Annotated in this window: 16 protein-coding genes; 8 read left to right on the plus strand and 8 right to left on the minus strand. The window is 62.0% G+C overall.

The window, feature by feature from the left end; genetic code table 11:
* Positions 1 to 68 precede the first annotated feature (68 nt).
* From ACTIEN_RS10390 to ACTIEN_RS10410, 5 genes are all read left to right on the plus strand, one after another.
* Positions 69 to 1,511: an FAD-dependent oxidoreductase gene (locus tag ACTIEN_RS10390; RefSeq protein WP_439523062.1), complete on the plus strand. Its 1,443-nt coding sequence runs from the start codon at positions 69 to 71 to the stop codon at positions 1,509 to 1,511.
* 71 nt (positions 1,512 to 1,582) lie between these two features.
* Positions 1,583 to 2,767 carry an FtsH protease activity modulator HflK gene (hflK, locus tag ACTIEN_RS10395; protein ID WP_439523063.1) on the plus strand — a complete coding sequence of 395 codons (1,185 nt, stop codon included), beginning with the start codon at positions 1,583 to 1,585 and terminating at the stop codon, positions 2,765 to 2,767.
* Positions 2,767 to 3,801, plus strand: coding sequence for a protease modulator HflC (hflC, locus tag ACTIEN_RS10400; RefSeq protein ID WP_439523064.1), 1,035 nt, complete (start codon positions 2,767 to 2,769; stop codon positions 3,799 to 3,801). The genes hflK and hflC overlap by 1 nt, the downstream gene beginning before the upstream one ends.
* Entirely contained in the window at positions 3,801 to 3,989 is a 189-nt protein-coding gene (locus tag ACTIEN_RS10405; RefSeq protein WP_439523141.1) for a DUF2065 domain-containing protein, read from the plus strand. Before hflC ends, ACTIEN_RS10405 begins: the two co-directional genes overlap by 1 nt.
* Before the next feature lie 225 nt (positions 3,990 to 4,214).
* Entirely contained in the window at positions 4,215 to 5,609 is a 1,395-nt protein-coding gene (locus ACTIEN_RS10410) for a Do family serine endopeptidase (protein ID WP_439523142.1), read from the plus strand.
* A gap of 188 nt (positions 5,610 to 5,797) precedes the next feature.
* Here the strand turns inward: ACTIEN_RS10410 and prpE are convergent, their stop codons facing one another.
* From prpE to ACTIEN_RS10430, 4 genes are all read right to left on the minus strand, one after another.
* On the minus strand, positions 5,798 to 7,690 hold the full coding sequence (prpE, locus tag ACTIEN_RS10415; RefSeq protein ID WP_439523065.1) for a propionate-CoA ligase PrpE: 1,893 nt from the start codon (positions 7,688 to 7,690) through the stop codon (positions 5,798 to 5,800).
* 233 nt (positions 7,691 to 7,923) lie between these two features.
* Positions 7,924 to 8,472: a peptidoglycan-binding domain-containing protein gene (locus ACTIEN_RS10420; RefSeq protein WP_439523066.1), complete on the minus strand. Its 549-nt coding sequence runs from the start codon at positions 8,470 to 8,472 to the stop codon at positions 7,924 to 7,926.
* Positions 8,473 to 8,513: 41 nt separating this feature from the next.
* Positions 8,514 to 8,954, minus strand: a complete 441-nt coding sequence (locus ACTIEN_RS10425; protein WP_439523067.1) for an OB-fold nucleic acid binding domain-containing protein — start codon at positions 8,952 to 8,954, stop codon at positions 8,514 to 8,516.
* 64 nt (positions 8,955 to 9,018) lie between these two features.
* The gene (locus ACTIEN_RS10430; protein WP_439523068.1) at positions 9,019 to 9,423 is read right to left on the minus strand and encodes a hypothetical protein; all 405 of its coding nucleotides are present in this window, start codon (positions 9,421 to 9,423) and stop codon (positions 9,019 to 9,021) included.
* A 250-nt stretch (positions 9,424 to 9,673) separates the two neighbouring features.
* Here ACTIEN_RS10430 and ACTIEN_RS10435 point away from each other — a divergent pair, with 250 nt between their 5' ends.
* Entirely contained in the window at positions 9,674 to 9,997 is a 324-nt protein-coding gene (locus tag ACTIEN_RS10435) for a 2Fe-2S iron-sulfur cluster-binding protein (protein WP_188481986.1), read from the plus strand.
* 4 nt (positions 9,998 to 10,001) lie between these two features.
* Positions 10,002 to 10,757: an FG-GAP repeat domain-containing protein gene (locus tag ACTIEN_RS10440; protein ID WP_439523069.1), complete on the plus strand. Its 756-nt coding sequence runs from the start codon at positions 10,002 to 10,004 to the stop codon at positions 10,755 to 10,757.
* Positions 10,758 to 10,821: 64 nt separating this feature from the next.
* On the opposite strand, the gene ACTIEN_RS10445 is transcribed toward ACTIEN_RS10440, so the two are convergent.
* Positions 10,822 to 11,571 (minus strand): YebC/PmpR family DNA-binding transcriptional regulator, encoded by a 750-nt coding sequence (locus ACTIEN_RS10445; protein WP_439523070.1) that lies wholly within the window; start codon positions 11,569 to 11,571, stop codon positions 10,822 to 10,824.
* 123 nt (positions 11,572 to 11,694) lie between these two features.
* Between ACTIEN_RS10445 and ACTIEN_RS10450 the strand changes: the two genes are divergently transcribed.
* Positions 11,695 to 12,435: a glutamine amidotransferase gene (locus tag ACTIEN_RS10450; protein ID WP_439523071.1), complete on the plus strand. Its 741-nt coding sequence runs from the start codon at positions 11,695 to 11,697 to the stop codon at positions 12,433 to 12,435.
* A 60-nt stretch (positions 12,436 to 12,495) separates the two neighbouring features.
* On the opposite strand, the gene ACTIEN_RS10455 is transcribed toward ACTIEN_RS10450, so the two are convergent.
* The 3 genes from ACTIEN_RS10455 to ACTIEN_RS10465 form a co-directional block, all read right to left on the minus strand.
* Entirely contained in the window at positions 12,496 to 14,235 is a 1,740-nt protein-coding gene (locus tag ACTIEN_RS10455; protein WP_439523143.1) for an SLC13 family permease, read from the minus strand.
* Positions 14,236 to 14,297: 62 nt separating this feature from the next.
* Positions 14,298 to 15,221: a DMT family transporter gene (locus tag ACTIEN_RS10460; RefSeq protein ID WP_439523072.1), complete on the minus strand. Its 924-nt coding sequence runs from the start codon at positions 15,219 to 15,221 to the stop codon at positions 14,298 to 14,300.
* Positions 15,218 to 16,039, minus strand: coding sequence for a TIGR00282 family metallophosphoesterase (locus ACTIEN_RS10465; RefSeq protein ID WP_439523073.1), 822 nt, complete (start codon positions 16,037 to 16,039; stop codon positions 15,218 to 15,220). The genes ACTIEN_RS10460 and ACTIEN_RS10465 overlap by 4 nt, the downstream gene beginning before the upstream one ends.
* Between the last annotated feature and the right edge of the window lie 61 nt (positions 16,040 to 16,100).

A 16,100-nucleotide genomic window follows, 5' to 3' on the forward strand; every position in this document is an offset into this window, starting at 1 on the left:
GACATCCCTCTCTGGCGTTCCGCGTCTCCTTATGAAATATCTGCGCCCGCATTCTGAAGGAAACGACGATGAGCGCATTCGACTATGATCTCTTTGTGATCGGCGGTGGATCCGGTGGGGTTCGGGCCGCGCGTGTCGCCGCCGGAGAGGCTGGTGCCAAGGTCGCGCTGGCAGAGGAAGACCGCTATGGCGGCACCTGCGTGATCCGGGGCTGCGTGCCGAAAAAGCTGATGGTGTTCGCCAGCGGCTATGGCGGCATGGTCGAGGAAGCCACGCATTACGGATGGGACATGCGCGCGGCGGGCTTTGACTGGCAGACGTTTTCGGGCCGCCTCAACACCGAACTTGACCGGCTTGAGGGCGTTTATCGCAAGCTTCTGGCGGGGTCGGGTGTGACGACGTTCGATGCGCGGGCGCGGATGAAAGACCCGCACACCGTGGAATTGTCCACCGGAGAGACCGTCACGGCCAAGCACATCCTGATCGCCACAGGTGGGCGTCCGGTGCGGCCTGACATGAAGAACGCGCATCTGGGGATTGTGTCGGACGACATTTTCCATCTGACGGAATTGCCGAAATCCATTCTGATCGTCGGAGGCGGTTACATCGCCTGCGAATTCGCCTGCATTCTGAACGGGTTGGGTGTCGAGGTGACGCAATATTACCGGGGCGCCCAAATCCTGCGCGGCTTCGATGAAGAAGCGCGTGGTCTGATCGCGGATGAAATGAGCGAGAAGGGCATCAAGATTCACACCGGCACCAATATCGTAGAGATGTACTGCGCTCCGAATGGTGAGGATGACGGCCTGACCGCCCCGATGGAGGCGCGGCAATTCGGAGGCGATGAGCCTGAGGACGAAAAGGTCGATGGTCCGATCCGCGTCAAGGCGACGAACGGTCATACAGAGGATTTCGATGTGGTGCTGTTCGCCACCGGGCGCCGTCCGAACACCGATGACATGGGGCTGGAAGATTTGGGTCTCACGCTGGGGCGCAATGGCCAGATCGAGGTGGATGCCTACAGCCAGACAAAGGTGCCGTCGATCTATGCGATCGGGGATGTGACCGACCGGGTCAACCTGACCCCTGTGGCGATCCGCGAAGGCATGGCCTTTGTTGAAACCGTATTCAACGGCAATCCGACACCCGTCGATCACGACCTGATCCCGTCTGCGGTTTTCACCCAGCCGGAATTCGGCACCGTCGGTCTGAGCGAGGAAGAGGCGCGCGACCGGGAGCCGATCGAGGTATATTGCACGTCGTTCCGTCCGATGCAGACCGCCTTTGCCGAAAAACCGGACCGCGTGCTGATGAAGCTGGTGGTGAGCGTCGAAACCCGAAAGGTTCTGGGCTGTCACATCGTCGCGCCGGGGGCGGGCGAAATGATCCAGATGGCGGGCATTGCGATCAAGATGGGCGCAACAAAAGAGGATTTCGACCGGACCGTGGCGGTGCATCCGACCATGTCGGAAGAAATCGTCACCATGCGCAAACCGATGCGCACGGCTTGAATTTTCAAGCAATGTGCACAGGTATCATAACAAGATGAAAGACGGATTGTTCCGAGAGGGGAAAAGACCAGATGGCAGGTAACAGTGGCGGCCCGTGGGGTGGCGGCGGCAATAACGGTGGAGACCGAGGCGACGATCGCCCACGCGGTGGCAACAATGGGGGTGGGCGTCGTCCGGGGGATGGCAACCAGCCGCAGATACCCGAGATCGATGAGTTGATGAAGAAAGGCCAGGAACGCCTGCGTGTCCTGATGGGCGGTCGCGGCGGCAATGGCGGGGCCAATGGCTCTGGCGGCGGCGGTGGAGGCGGCGACGGCTTCAAGCTGACCCGTGGCACGATTGGCCTGGCCGCGTTGGGCGCAATTGCGCTTTGGGCCTTTTCAAGCTTTTACACCGTGCGCCCGGAAGAACAGTCGGTCGAGCTTTTCCTGGGTGAATATTACTCAACCGGCAATCCCGGTCTGAACTTTGCGCCGTGGCCGCTTGTGACTGCCGAAGTGGTCAACGTGACCTCTGAACGGACGGAAAACATCGGTGGTGGCCGTGGTGCCGGTGGCGATGGTCTCATGCTGACCACGGACGCCAACATCGTGGATATCGACTTCCAGGTGGTCTGGAACATCAACGATCCGGCGAAACTCCTGTTCAACCTGCGCGATCCGCAGGTGACGGTTCAGGCGGTGTCCGAGGCGGTGATGCGCGAAATCATCGCGGCGACCAACCTTGCCCCGATCCTCAACCGGGATCGTGGTCTGATTGCCGATACCGCCCGCGAGAACATCCAGGCGACTCTGGATGAATATGAAAGCGGGATCACAATCGTGCGTGTGAACCTCGATACCGCCGATCCGCCCAGCGAAGTGATCGACGCCTTCCGCGAAGTGCAGGCGGCCGAACAGGAACGCGACCGCTTGCAGCGTCAGGCGGATGCCTACGCCAACCGCGTTCTGGCCGAAGCGCGTGGGTCTGCTGCGCAGATCCTCGAAGAAGCCGAAGGCTACCGCGCGCGCGTCGTCAACGAAGCCATCGGTGAGGCCAGCCGCTTTATCGCCGTGGCACAGGAATTCAATCGCGCACCTGAAGTTACTCAGCGTCGCCTTTACCTAGAGACAATCGAACGGACCCTGGGAGACATGGACAAGATTCTGCTGGACGAAGCCGGAAGCTCGGACGGGCAGGGCGTGTTGCCCTACCTGCCGCTCAATGAATTGCGGCGCTCCGGGACCACCACCACCACCACAGGAGGGTCGAACTGATGCGTAAATCTGCTTTCCTTCTTCCGATTGGCGTTCTCGCCCTCGTCGGGTTCCTGTCGTCCATCTACATTGTCGATGAACGCGAAAAGGTGCTGGTGCTGCAATTCGGCCAGATCAAACAGGTTGTCGAAGAACCGGGTCTGGGCTTCAAGGTCCCGGTCATTCAGGAAGTGGTGCGCTACGATGGCCGTATCCTGTCGCTCGACACCGACACGATCGAGGTCACGCCGTCCGATGACCGCCGCCTGGTGGTTGACGCTTTCACCCGCTACCGGATCGCCGATGTGGTCCAGTTCCGTCAGGCTGTCGGCATCGGGGGCACGCGAGTTGCCGAAGACCGTCTGTCATCGGTCCTGAACGCGCAGATCCGCGAAGTTCTGGGTGCCGATCAGGTGACATCCGACACGATCCTGTCCCCGCAGCGGCGCGACCTTGCCCTGCGTATCCGCGATCAGGCCCGCACCAGCGCGGCGGGTCTTGGTCTTGAAATCGTCGACGTGCGGCTCAAGCAGACCAACCTGCCCGAACAGAACCTGTCCGCGACCTTTGCGCGGATGCGGGCGGAACGTGAACGCGAGGCCGCGGACGAAATCGCGCGTGGTAACGAGGCCGCGCAAAGGGTGCGCGCTGCCGCCGACCGGACCGTGGTGGAAACCGTGTCCAATGCACAGAGGGAAGCCAACATCACCCAGGGTGAGGCCGATGCCGAACGCAACGGCATCTACGCCGAAGCCTATGGCAGCAACCCGGACTTCTTCTCGTTCTACCGGTCCCTGGCGGCGATGGAGCAGTCTTTGAACAAGGACACGTCGACCCTCGTGTTCTCTCCGGACAGTCAGTTCCTGGGTCAGATGTTCGGTGCCATCCGTGCCGATGGTCTGGGGCAGATTGCCGATCAGGAATTCGACATCGAACGGCTTCGCGACATGGCACCGGAAGCCACCATCTCACCCAACCTGCCCGAGTCCGAACGTGAACGGCTCGAACAGCAGCTGGAAGGACAAACTGAACCCAACGAGGACGCGACCAATTGATCGGGTCCGTGATCCAAGGGATTGCACTGGTGCTGATTATCGAGGGGCTGGCCTACGCGCTGGCCCCTTCGCTTATCGAACGTATGCTCGAGGCCATGCGCCTGATGCCGCTGGATATGCGCCGGCTCATCGGCGTGTCGGCGGTGGCTGCGGGCATCGCCATGCTCTGGATCCTGCGCACGTTTTGAAGCCCACCAATTGAAGCGCCCGTCACGTTCAAGTCACATATGCTTGAACCGCGGCTTTCCTGTTTGCGTGTTGCGTCGGCGCACCTACATTATGACCCTATACGGAAGGTGTCGGGCAATGCACCCACACCAAAGACGAAGGAGTTTCCCTTGACCTCACAGGCAAAAGTTATCGAACGGGATCAGAGCACGCCGTTGCGCATGTTCTGGATCACCTCGCTGTCGATGATTCTCATAGTTGCACAATCGCTGATGGCGCAATCGCAGGAAAGCTTTGCTGATCTTGCCCAGAAGATCAGCCCCTCGGTCGTGAACATCACCACATCCACCACCGTTGCAGGCCGCACCGGCCCGCAAGGCATTGTCCCCGAAGGTTCCCCCTTCGAGGATTTCTTTCGCGAATTCCAGGATCGCAACGGCCAGGGCGACCGTCCGCGCCGGTCGTCAGCGCTGGGGTCCGGCTTCGTGATCTCGGAAGACGGGTTCATCGTCACCAACAACCACGTCATCGAAGGCGCGGATGAGGTGATGGTCGAATTCTTCGAAGGCTTCGATCTCCCCGCAACCATCGTCGGCACGGATCCCAACACGGACATCGCGCTTCTCAAGGTGGAAAGCGACGAACCGCTGAAATTCGTCAATTTCGGCGACAGCGACACCGCGCGTGTCGGCGACTGGGTCATGGCGATGGGCAACCCGCTGGGACAGGGCTTTTCCGTCTCCGCAGGCATCGTCTCGGCCCGCAACCGCGCGCTGAGCGGCACCTATGACGACTACATCCAGACCGACGCCGCCATCAACCGGGGCAACTCGGGCGGCCCGCTGTTCAACATGAATGGCGACGTGATCGGCGTGAACACCGCGATCCTGTCCCCCAACGGTGGCTCGATCGGCATCGGCTTCTCGATGGCCTCCAACGTGGTGACGCGTGTGGTCGACCAGCTCAAGGAATTTGGCGAGACCCGCCGTGGCTGGTTGGGTGTGCGCATCCAGGACGTCACCGAGGACGTCGCAGAAGCGCTTGGTCTGGCCTCGGCCAAAGGCGCGCTGGTGTCAGATGTGCCCGAAGGTCCGGCCATGGAAGCGGGTATGCAGGCAGGCGACGTGATCGTCAGCTTTGATGGCCGCGAAGTGGAAGACACCCGGGGGCTGGTCCGCCAGGTGGGCAACACAACTGTCGGCAAGGCGGTCCGTGTTGTCGTGAACCGCGATGGGGCGACACAGACACTTCTGGTGACATTGGGTCGCCGCGAAGAAGCTGAAACAGCCGTTCCAGCCTCGCAGCCCGGTCCGATGGAAGAAGAGGCACCGCAGTCGATGGACCTGATGGGTCTGACGCTCAGCCCGCTGAGCGGCGAAATCCGCGAGCAGCTTGAACTGCCGGACACCGCCAAGGGTCTTGCGGTGATGGATGTCGATGAAACCTCCGAAGCCTTTGAAAAAGGCCTGCGTGCCGGTGACGTGATCACCGAAGCCGGTCAGGCCCAGGTGGCGGCGCTTGGCGATCTGGAAGATCGGATTGCCGAAGCAAGAGACGCAGGTCGCAAATCGATCCTGCTTCTGGTGCGTCGCGCCGGAGATCCGCGCTTTGTGGCGCTGACGATTGCGGAAGACCAATAAGGTCAGTGCCGGGAAACGCGAAAGGGCGCCGATGAGTTCGGCGCCCTTTTGTTTTTGCAATACGTGCTTTTGGTTTCTTTGGGCTGAAAATACCTCGGGAGTGTGAGGGCAGAGCCCTCACCCGCGCCGCAGGCGCGGCTTTTTCCGTGAACGGAAAAACCGGATGCGTCGACGCATCCGCCCCGGTGTCAGCCCTTGGCGTATCCCATGCCCTGCAGCGCCAGCTTGATCTCGTCAAGGATCGCCGGATCATCGATGGTCGCGGGTGGTTTGAACGTTTCGCTGTCCGCGATCTTGACCATGGTCGCCCGCAGGATCTTGCCGGATCGCGTCTTGGGCAGCCGGTCCACCACGGCACACAGCTTGAATGCGGCCACCGGGCCGATCTTGTCGCGCACCAGTTTCACACATTCCCGTGTGATATCCTCATGCGGACGGTTCACACCTTTGGTGAGACAGACAAACCCCATCGGCAGCTGCCCCTTGAGCGGGTCCGCCACACCGATCACCGCGCATTCGGCCACGTCGGGATGTGCTGCCAGCACCTCTTCCATGCCGCCGGTGGACAGGCGGTGGCCCGCGACGTTGATCACGTCATCGGTGCGCGCCATGATGTAAAGGTATCCGTCTTCGTCGATCATGCCCGCATCGCCGGTTTCGTAATAGCCGGGGAAATGCGACAGGTAGGATTTGCGGAACCGGTCCTCAGCATTCCACAGCGTGGGCAACGTGCCGGGGGGCAGCGGCAGCTTGATCGCAATCGCGCCGAGTTCCCCCGGTTTCATCTGGTGGCCCGCCTCGTCGAGGATCTGCACGTCATAACCCGGCATCGGCACCGAGGGGGATCCGATCTTGACCGGCAGTTCCTCGATCCCCGCAGGCATGCCTGCAATCGTCCAGCCGGTTTCGGTCTGCCACCAATGATCATACACAGGCTTGCCGGTGACGTTCATCGCCCATTCGATGGTATCCGGGTCAGCGCGTTCGCCCGCAAGGTAGATCGCGCGCAGGCAGGACAGATCGTATTTCTCCAAGAACTCGCCCTTGGGATCGTCGCGTTTCACGGCGCGGAACGCGGTGGGCGCGGTGAAGAAGCTGCGCACCTTGTGGTCAGAGATCACCCGCCAGAACGTACCTGCGTCGGGTGTGCCCACCGGCTTGCCCTCGAACACGATGGTGGTGTTGCCGTGGATCAGCGGTGCGTAGCAGATATAGCTGTGGCCCACGACCCAGCCCACGTCGGATGCGGCCCAGAACGTGTCGCCGGGATCGACATTGTAGATATTCTTCATCGACCAGTTCAGCGCCACAAGATGCCCGCCGGTGTGGCGGATCACCCCTTTGGGCGCACCGGTGGTGCCGGAGGTGTACAGGATATAGGCCGGGTGGTTGCCCTCGACCGGGACGCAGTCTGCGGGTTCGACGCCGTACTGAAAGCCGTGCCAGTCGACATCGCGCCCTTCGATAAGTTTGGCAACCTCTTCCTCGCGCTGGAAGATCACGCAGAAATCGGGTTTGTGTGTGGCCTGCTCGATCGCGCCATCGACCAGTGGCTTGTAATGCACCACGCGCCCCGGCTCGAGCCCGCAGGAGGCGGCGATGATCGCCTTGGGTTTGGCGTCGTCGATACGCACCGCCAGTTCGTTGGCGGCAAAACCGCCGAACACCACCGAATGGATCGCCCCCAGCCGCGCACAGGCCAGCATCGCCTCGAGCGCTTCGGGCACCATTGGCATGTAGATGATGACACGGTCGCCCTTTTCGATGCCTTTGGCGCGCAAAGCCCCGGCCAGTCGGGCCACGCGATTGCGCAGGTCGCCATAGGTGATCTTGTGCAGCGTTCCGGTGATCGGGCTGTCATGGATGATCGCCACCTGTCCACCGCGCCCGGCTTCGACATGGCGATCCACCGCGTTCCAGCAGGTGTTGGTCAGGCCATCGGCGAACCATTCATACAGGCTGTCTCCGACCTCGTTCAGCGCCTTGCTGGGTTTGCGGTCCCAGTCAATCGCGTCGGCCTGCTCCATCCAGTACCCTTCCGGATCCGACTTCCAGCTTTCATAGACCTCTTTATAGCCCATCCCGATCTCCTCCTGTACCTTGACGATCTTGGCCTACGGCGCACACGACGTTGCGGCAAGCCTCTGGATCAAACGCGCGGCAGAGTGCCGCAAAAACTTTGCAGATTTGGCGCTTCTGGATTGCAAACTTTTGCAAACTCAGCCCCATTATGCAGAGTTTCTTTTTCGCAAGGGCGGTTTTGCAAAATTGCAAACAGTGGGATGCAAACCTGTCTGGGGTCCGAGTCGCCGGATCAAAGTTGATCCAGCGGCGTTGCCAAAAGGCCAAGCCCACGCGCCGATTGCATCGACAGCAGCGCGCTTGGCAGGTCACGGGCGTTCTGGTAGCGGCGCACCGCCAGCAAAGTGCGGACATCCATGGCCCCCGTGATCGGCCCGCGATACAACCCGCGCGCCTCCAGCGCCCGTTGCAGGGTCGCGATGACCTCGGGGGTGAGGGCATGCGGGCAGGGGGTCTCGAACACCAGTTCCTGCCGTTCGCGGGTGATCGCCTGTGCGGTTTCGGTCCGGTAGCGGGCCGGAGACCGGACCGTGCCATCCTCGTTGATCTGCGCCGGGGCGACTTCGATCTGGCGGGTGACGGTTTCGATTGCGGCCGGGGCCACGTCGCGGACCCAGCACGTGTCCGGGGTGGCGCCGGGGGGTGGTTTGATCTGGGCAGAGGCGAAATCGGGAACCGCAACACGCGGCGCGCCGTCAGGGTCTTGTATGTCGCCACAGCCGCTCAGGCCGACAAAAGCCATGGCACACAAGGCCCGGATCGCTGACGGGAGGGGGGTCACGGAAAATGTGCGCCTGTTGCCTGTTTCTGCTTGGGCGCAGTCTAGCCTGTTTGCCCGTCTGGCGAAAGCGCCTCTGGCTGGTGATCCGGGCGATCCTCTGGCGCGGGGGCAAGAAGCTGGTCCAGAAGCGGCGAGATATCCTCGATCACCTCGGCGATGACATGGATCACGTCACCTTCGCTTTGCAACCGCCCGGTGACGCGCAGCATCCGGCCCGCGATCACCGCGCGGCGATAGCGTTCATAAAGCTTGCGCCAGACGATGATGTTCACCGTGCCGGTTTCGTCTTCCAGGGTGAGGAAGATCACGCCCTTGGCGGTGCCGGGCCGCTGCCGCAGGATCACCAGCCCCGCCACGGCGATGCGCGCATTGTCGGGTGGCAGCCGCAGTTGCGACGCCGTCAGGCAGGACGGGGGACGGGGCCAGTCGGTCTGGGCAGGGCGGGGGGTGATGACACGCATGGGAACAAAGATAGAACACATGGCAAAACCCGCAAGGCCGATCTTTCCGCAGATTTCGGATCGCTTTGGAACCTTTAATCCGGCCTTAAGGACGCAGCGCGCCCCGGTGTACCCGCGCAGCTTCGGCCCAGATGAGTTTGGGTTCAAATGCCCCGGCCACTCGTGCGGCAACAGTATCCTGAAGGTCGAAAATGTCTTCGGTCGTGCCGTCGAAACGGTCGTGCCAGATCATGCGGGCGGTCTTGGCCTCGACCAATTGGGTGAAGATGCGCATGCGGTTGCCCGCTTTCTGGATGCTGCCTTCAAGGATATATCGCACCCACAGATCGCGCCCCACTTCGGTCAGATCGACCGCCTTGCCGCGATAGGTGAAGGTCGAGGTGTTGAAGATCACGAAGAACGACGCCACCCGCGCCAGCGCCCCAAGCGCGACGGGGATTCCCTCTATCAGAACGGCGCGCCTGTTTTCGTCGATATGCAAAGCGTTCATTCCCGTGTTCGGTCCTGTGGTGTTCGTCAAAGCCTACCCTGTCCCGTCCGTTCCCGCCAACGGGTTTGCGGTAAACGCAGTTCCTTGGTTTGAGTCCTGTCCTGTGGCTATTGGGGTGACCCATGGGGACAAAACGCCATGTCAATCGGGACAGCCAACGCGCTGACGCCGATTTGACGACAAAAGGGGCTGGCAGCTTGTTCGTTGCCAGATTAGGTAAGACACGATTTCAGAGACGGAGAGCGCTGTAATGGCAAAGATCACCTATATTGAGCATGGCGGCACAGAGCATGTCGTCGACGTGGCCAACGGTCTGACCGTGATGGAAGGCGCACGCGACAACGGCATTCCGGGCATCGAGGCGGATTGCGGCGGGGCCTGCGCCTGTTCGACCTGCCACGTCTATGTGCATCCTGATTGGGTGGGCAAATTGCCGCCGAAGGAAGACATGGAAGAAGACATGCTCGATTTCGCCTATGAGCCGAACCCGGAACGGTCGCGTCTGACCTGCCAGTTGAAAGTCTCGGACGCGCTGGATGGTCTTGTGGTGCAGATGCCCGAAAAGCAGATCTGATCCGATGCGCGCGCCGCGACAGCTGTTGCCTGTCTTGCAGCGTTGCGCCCGCGGCGCGGGGTTTGGGCTGGCGCTTGTGGTGGCGGCGCAGGCCAGCGCACTTGAGATCGAGTCGGCGCGGTATGACGGGCCGACCCAGCGCTACCCGCACGGCGTTCTGGGCGATGACATTGAATACGACACGCTGGTGGTGCGCCTGAGCGACGGGCGCGAGATGTCGGCGCGTTGGGGCGATGACATGGTGTTCGAAGACCTGGCGCCGCGCGTGGTGGATGTGGATGGTGACGGAGCGCCCGAGGTGGTGACTGTCGAGAGCCATTCCCAGCGCGGCGCGCGTTTGGCTGTCTGGGGGCTGGTGGATGGATCGCTGGCCCAACTGGCCGCGACACCGCATATCGGGTCACGCTTCCGCTGGTTGGCCCCGGTGGCGATTGCCGATCTGGATGGGGACGGGAGAATTGAGTTGGCCTATGTGGACCGTCCGCATCTCGCCAAGGTGCTGCGGGTCTGGCGGTTTGATGCGGTGCGCCAGGTGCCTTTGGGTGAGGTTGCGTCGCTGGACGGGCTGACCAATCACCGCATCGGCTGGGATTATATTGCAGGGGGTCTGCGCGACTGCGGGCAGGGGCCGGAGATGGTGCTGGCGGATGCGGCCTGGGCGCAGGTGATGGCGGTGCGGTTCGACGGTCTTGTCCTGAACCAACGGGCGCTTGGTGCCTATTCGCCCAACAGGATGGCGGCCGCCCTGAAGTGCCGCTAGAAGCGCGTCGAAACGCGCTTCCATGCGGTTTCGAAACCGCATTGCACGGGCTTTCGAAAGCCCGTCACTCTGCGTCGAGCTGGGCCATGACCTCGTCGGACGCTTCGAAATTCGTCGTCACGCGCTGCACGTCGTCATCATCTTCCAGCGCATCGACCAGTTTCATGAGTGTGGTCATGCCGTCCAGATCAAGCTCGGTTGTGGTGGTTGGCTTCCAGACCAGCTTGGTCGAGTCCGACTCGCCCAGTTCCGCCTCGAGCGCGGTTGCGACGTCGTTCAGATCCGTGTCGGCGCACCAGATGACATGCCCATCCTCGGTTGATTCCACGTCTTCGGCCCCGGCCTCGATGGCGGCCATCATCACCGTGTCCGCGTCACCAACGCTGGCGGGGTAGGTCACTTCGCCCTTGCGGTCGAACATGAAGCCGACCGATCCGGTCTCGCCCAAGTTGCCGCCGTTCTTGGTGAAGGTCGAGCGCACGGTCGATGCGGTGCGGTTGCGGTTGTCGGTCATCGCCTCGACGATCACCGCAACGCCGTTGGGACCATAGCCCTCGTAGCGGATTTCCTCGTAATCCTCGCCCTCGCCACCGGACGCCTTCTTGATGGCGCGTTCGATGTTGTCCTTGGGCATGGAACTGGACTTGGCTTCCTTGATCGCCAGGCGCAGGCGCGGGTTCTTGTCGGGGTCGGGGTCACCCATCTTGGCGGCGACAGTGATTTCCTTGGAGAACTTGGAAAACAGCTTGGCGCGCATCTTGTCCTGACGGCCCTTGCGGTGCTGGATGTTTGCCCATTTGGAATGGCCGGCCATGATATCTGTCCTTGATTGTCGCGTGTCCAGAGGTTGGCCGGTCTTTACCGCAGAAGATGGGGCGGGAACAAGTGGTGCGTTTTCGCGGTTTGCGCCGTGCCCCGCGTTCGCTATGAGACGCGCATGAAACCCTTTCTGATCCTGCAACTGCGCCCCGAGTCAGACGCCAGCGATGGCGAGTTTGCCGCCTTTCTCGACAAGGGTAGGCTGACCCCCGATCAGGTCCACCGCCTGTGTCTGGACCGTGACCCGTTGCCCGAAGATCTTCGGCTTGACGATTACGCGGGTGTGATTGTCGGAGGTGGTCCCGGCTGTGTCTCGGATGATCCAAAGGACAAGGATCCGATCGAGGCCCGGATCGAGGCGGACATCCTGTCGCTGATGCCGGACATCACGGCGCGGGATGTGCCTTTCATGGGCTGTTGTTATGGCATCGGCATTCTGGGGCATCATCTGGGGGCGGAGGTGTCAAAGGCCCGCTATGGAGAGCCGGTTGGCCCGGTCACCTGTACCGTGACGGCTGACGGGGCCAGCGACCCGCTGATCGCGGGCTTGCCGCCCCGGTTCGAGGCGTTTGTGGGGCACAAGGAAGCGGTGCAGGCATTGCCGGCCGGATGTGTGCATCTGCTTGCCTCCGATCCATGCCCGTACCAGATGATCCGCTATGGTGAAAACGTCTATGCCACGCAATTTCATCCCGAGGCCGATGGGGACGTGTTCGAAGACCGCATCCGCATCTATCGCCATCGCGGGTATTTTGCCCCCGAGACGGCGGATGATCTGATCGCGATGTGTCAGGCCAGCGATGTCACGGTGCCACGCGAGATCCTGCGCCGCTTTGTCGAGCGCTACAGCAGCCGTTGAGCGGGAAAGCGGTTTCGAAACCGCTTGCTGAAGGCGCTTCGAAGCGCCTTCCCGCCCGGACTACAGCGGCCAGATCACCGGAATGAGCGCCGCTGCAAGCATGCCGACCGTGATGTTCAAAGGCACACCCACCTTGAGGAAATCGGAAAAGCTGTATCCGCCGGGGCCATAAACCAGCGTGTTGGTCTGATAGCCGATCGGCGTGGCAAAGGAACACGAGGCCGCCACCATTACCGCGACGACCAGCGGTCGGGGATCAAACCCCATCACCTGCGCCAGCCCGATGGCAATCGGCGTCACCACCACCGCCACCGCGTTGTTGCTGACCAGTTCGGTCAGTACGCTGGTCAACAGGTAGATCACCCAGACAATCGCCCAGGGGGGCAGGTTCATCAGGTACGGGGCCAGCCCTTCGACAATCAGCGTGACCGCACCCGACGCTTCGAGGGCCGCGCCAATCGCCAGCATGGCAAAGATCAGTGCCAGAAGCTGTCCTTCGACAAAGGAAAACGCCTCGTCGGAATCCACACATCGGGTGATCAGAACCACCGCCACGGCAACCACCGCAAGCGCAAGGATCGGGGCAACGCCAAAGGCTGCGAGAAGGACCAGCCCGGCCAACGCGGCAATCGCGATCGGGGCATGGCTGCGCCGATAAGCGCGGGCCGAGGGTTTGGCGACATCCACGAGGTTGAGTTCGTCGGCCATACGCTGAATGTCCTCGGGCGCGCCTTCAAGTAGCAAGGTGTCGCCCACGCGCACCACCAGATCGTCAAGCTGGCGACCGATGTTCTGATTCCGCCGGTGGACCGCCAGCGGGTAGACACCATAGCGCCGCCGCAGACGCATCGCACCAAGGCGGCGGCCCACCATCTTGCAGACCGGGGTGATCAGCACCTCGACCGTTGTGGTTTCGACCGCCGAAAGCTGATCCACGCGCCGCAATTCGCGATTGGTCTGAAGGCTCAGCAATTCGGTCATCTGCGTGCGCAGTACCACCCGGTCCCCGACCTGAAGCGTGACCCCGTCAAGATTGCGCCGCAGTGAGGCATCGCCGCGCACCACGTCGATCAACCGCACGCCATCGCGTTTGAAAAGCTGAACGCCCTGCACCTCGCGTCCGATCAGGTTGCTTTCGGGGGGAATCACCGCTTCGGTGAAGAATTTCATCTTGGAGCGGTCCGACAGCATCGCCGCCATGCTGGTGCGTTCGGGCAGCAGGAACCGTCCAAAGGCCCAGAGGTAGAACATCCCCCAGGCAATCAGCACCACGGCCAGCGGCGTGACCTCAAAGATCGTAAACGGCGCAAGCCCCTGTGCGCGGGCAACGCCATCGACCAGAAGGTTGGTGGATGTCCCGATCAGGGTCAGTGTTCCGCCAAGGATCGCCGCATAGCTGAGCGGGATCAGCAGCTTGGAGGGTGCGAGACCCAGCGTCTTGGACAATTGCACAAACAGCGGCAACATCACCACCACCACAGGTGTGTTGTTCATGAAGGCCGAGGCCACGATCACCACGCCCAGAATGGCCGCCATCGCACGTTTCGGGCTTTTCTGAACCGCCGATTGTGCAGCCGTGGTGAAGGCCGCCAGCGCCCCGGTGCGCACGAGGGCCCCCATGACCAGAAACATCGCCGCGATGGTCCAGGGTGCCGGGTTGGACAGCACCGCCAGCGCATCGCTGTAGGGCAACACACCGGTGGCCAGCAAAAAGGCGACACCGGCGATTGCGACCACCTCGGTCGGGAAGGTTTCGCGGACAAACAGCGCGAACATCACCGCGACGGTGCCAAGCGCCATCATCGCCTGTGTGGTCTGGTCCGGATCAATCAGCGCGGTAAGCACGTCAGGTGGTCCTCATGTCAGGAAGGTTCAGTGTGGCCGGGTTGGAGCGATGGAACAAGCATGGCCTTGGGACGCGGCTGGACCAGCGCCAATCCTGCCAACATCACTGCCAGGGCTGCCCAGAAATAGGACGAATAGATTTCACCCAGGAACAGCATCGCCCATGTGACGCCGAACAGCGTCACGAAGTAGCTGATCTGCACGGTGAAAACCGGCCCCGCGCGCCCGACCAGCCAGACATAAGATGTGTAGGCCGCGGCATGCAGCAGCGAGGAGGCGATGATCGCATGATCCGGTGCGCCCCAGGGCCCGCGTGGATCAATGAACTGCCCTGACAGCAGCGCAAGCGGCAGGGTGATCAGCGCCCCCACCAGAGAAGCCCCGCACAGAACCTGCACCGGGTCCAGCCCTCCCAGCCCCCAACGCGCCACAACGCTGCTTTCCAGCGCGTAGAACAGCGACGAGATCAGCGCCACGAAGACCCAAATTATGGGCACTGCGGCGGGCAGGCTGGCCTCGGGCAGGATCAGCAGACAGATGCCGGTAAAGCCAAGGCTCAGACCCGCCAGCCTGCGCCAGCGAAACCGCTCCAGTCCAAAGGTCAATGCGATCGGAAAGGCCAGCATCGGGACCGAACTGAGAAGGATGGACAGAACCCCCGAGGGCAGGTGGATCGCCGCCGAGTAAGAGGCAATGCCCGGCAGGACCGATCCGATCAGCGCAAGAACACCGTACAGCGTCACGTCGCGGCGGGTAAACCGCATGCCGGTGCCACGCAGCGCGCAGAGCAGACCCAGCACCACGGCACCGATGCCCATTTGCCAGAACAGGATGCCGAAATGGCGGTAGCCCTCGCTGACGGCCGTCTTGGCCAGTGGCTGGGTTGCTCCCCAGGCGGCGCCCGAAAGGATCAGCACAATCAGCGGCAGCGCGCGTGTCATGGGGCGCTGGGGGCGCTGGCTTGCAGGCGGCCACCATCGCGGATCATGTGGATCGCCGTTGCCTTGCCGGTGCGGTCGTCGGTTTCGACCAGAACACCGGACAAGGTTGCCTCGCCCAAGGCGGGTTGGAACCGGGTTTTGCCCATGCCGGTCACAAAACGGCGCATCGGTTCGGTCTTTTCCATGCCGATGACGGAATTGTAATCCCCGCACATGCCCGCATCGGTCAGGTATCCGGTGCCAGAGGGCAGGATCTGCGCATCCCCCGTGGGCACATGGGTGTGGGTGCCCACGACAAGGCTGGCGCGCCCGTCGCAATAATGGCCCATACCCATCTTTTCCGACGTCGCCTCGCAATGCATGTCCACAAGGATCATCTGCGCCTGCCCCCCCAGGGGATGCGCGCGCAACACCGCATCCACCGCCGAGAACGGATCGTCGAAGGCGCGTTTCATGAACACCTGGCCCAGCACCTGAAGCACAAGGATCTTGCGCCCGCGCGCATCGCTGTAAAGCCGATGTCCGCGCCCTGGTGCCTGTTTGGCAAAATTCAGTGGTCGCAGGATGCGAGGTTCATTTTCGATGAAGGACAACATGTCCTTCTGGTCGAAAGCGTGATCGCCGAGGGTCAGGCAATCGACGCCTGACTCCAGCATGTCCTTGGCATGTGGGCCCGACAGACCCACACCGCTTGACGCGTTTTCGCCATTCACCACGCAGAAATCGACCCGCAATCGCGTGCGCAGGGCAGGCAAGCGCTCGGAAATCGCGTTGCGACCGGCGCGGCCCATGATGTCGCCAAGAAAGAGTGTTCTCATGAGACTGAGGATTAGAGCGACGCCGTTGGAAAGCAAAGAGGCAAACGGCCCGGACGGTGAA

Source organism: Marivita sp. (assembly GCF_051859345.1).
Classification (GTDB): domain Bacteria; phylum Pseudomonadota; class Alphaproteobacteria; order Rhodobacterales; family Rhodobacteraceae; genus Marivita.

Bases quoted from the DNA above. Each gene is read 5' to 3' on its own strand.
- ACTIEN_RS10390 (WP_439523062.1), top strand. From the start codon at position 69: ATGAGCGCATTCGACTATGATCTCTTTGTGATCGGCGGTGGATCCGGT.
- hflK (WP_439523063.1), top strand. From the start codon at position 1,583: ATGGCAGGTAACAGTGGCGGCCCGTGGGGTGGCGGCGGCAATAACGGT.
- hflC (WP_439523064.1), top strand. From the start codon at position 2,767: ATGCGTAAATCTGCTTTCCTTCTTCCGATTGGCGTTCTCGCCCTCGTC.
- ACTIEN_RS10410 (WP_439523142.1), top strand. From the start codon at position 4,215: ATGATTCTCATAGTTGCACAATCGCTGATGGCGCAATCGCAGGAAAGC.
- prpE (WP_439523065.1), bottom strand. From the start codon at position 7,690: ATGGGCTATAAAGAGGTCTATGAAAGCTGGAAGTCGGATCCGGAAGGG.
- ACTIEN_RS10425 (WP_439523067.1), bottom strand. From the start codon at position 8,954: ATGTGTTCTATCTTTGTTCCCATGCGTGTCATCACCCCCCGCCCTGCC.
- ACTIEN_RS10430 (WP_439523068.1), bottom strand. From the start codon at position 9,423: ATGAACGCTTTGCATATCGACGAAAACAGGCGCGCCGTTCTGATAGAG.
- ACTIEN_RS10435 (WP_188481986.1), top strand. From the start codon at position 9,674: ATGGCAAAGATCACCTATATTGAGCATGGCGGCACAGAGCATGTCGTC.
- ACTIEN_RS10440 (WP_439523069.1), top strand. From the start codon at position 10,002: ATGCGCGCGCCGCGACAGCTGTTGCCTGTCTTGCAGCGTTGCGCCCGC.
- ACTIEN_RS10445 (WP_439523070.1), bottom strand. From the start codon at position 11,571: ATGGCCGGCCATTCCAAATGGGCAAACATCCAGCACCGCAAGGGCCGT.
- ACTIEN_RS10450 (WP_439523071.1), top strand. From the start codon at position 11,695: ATGAAACCCTTTCTGATCCTGCAACTGCGCCCCGAGTCAGACGCCAGC.
- ACTIEN_RS10455 (WP_439523143.1), bottom strand. From the start codon at position 14,235: ATGGCGCTTGGCACCGTCGCGGTGATGTTCGCGCTGTTTGTCCGCGAA.
- ACTIEN_RS10460 (WP_439523072.1), bottom strand. From the start codon at position 15,221: ATGACACGCGCGCTGCCGCTGATTGTGCTGATCCTTTCGGGCGCCGCC.
- ACTIEN_RS10465 (WP_439523073.1), bottom strand. From the start codon at position 16,039: ATGAGAACACTCTTTCTTGGCGACATCATGGGCCGCGCCGGTCGCAAC.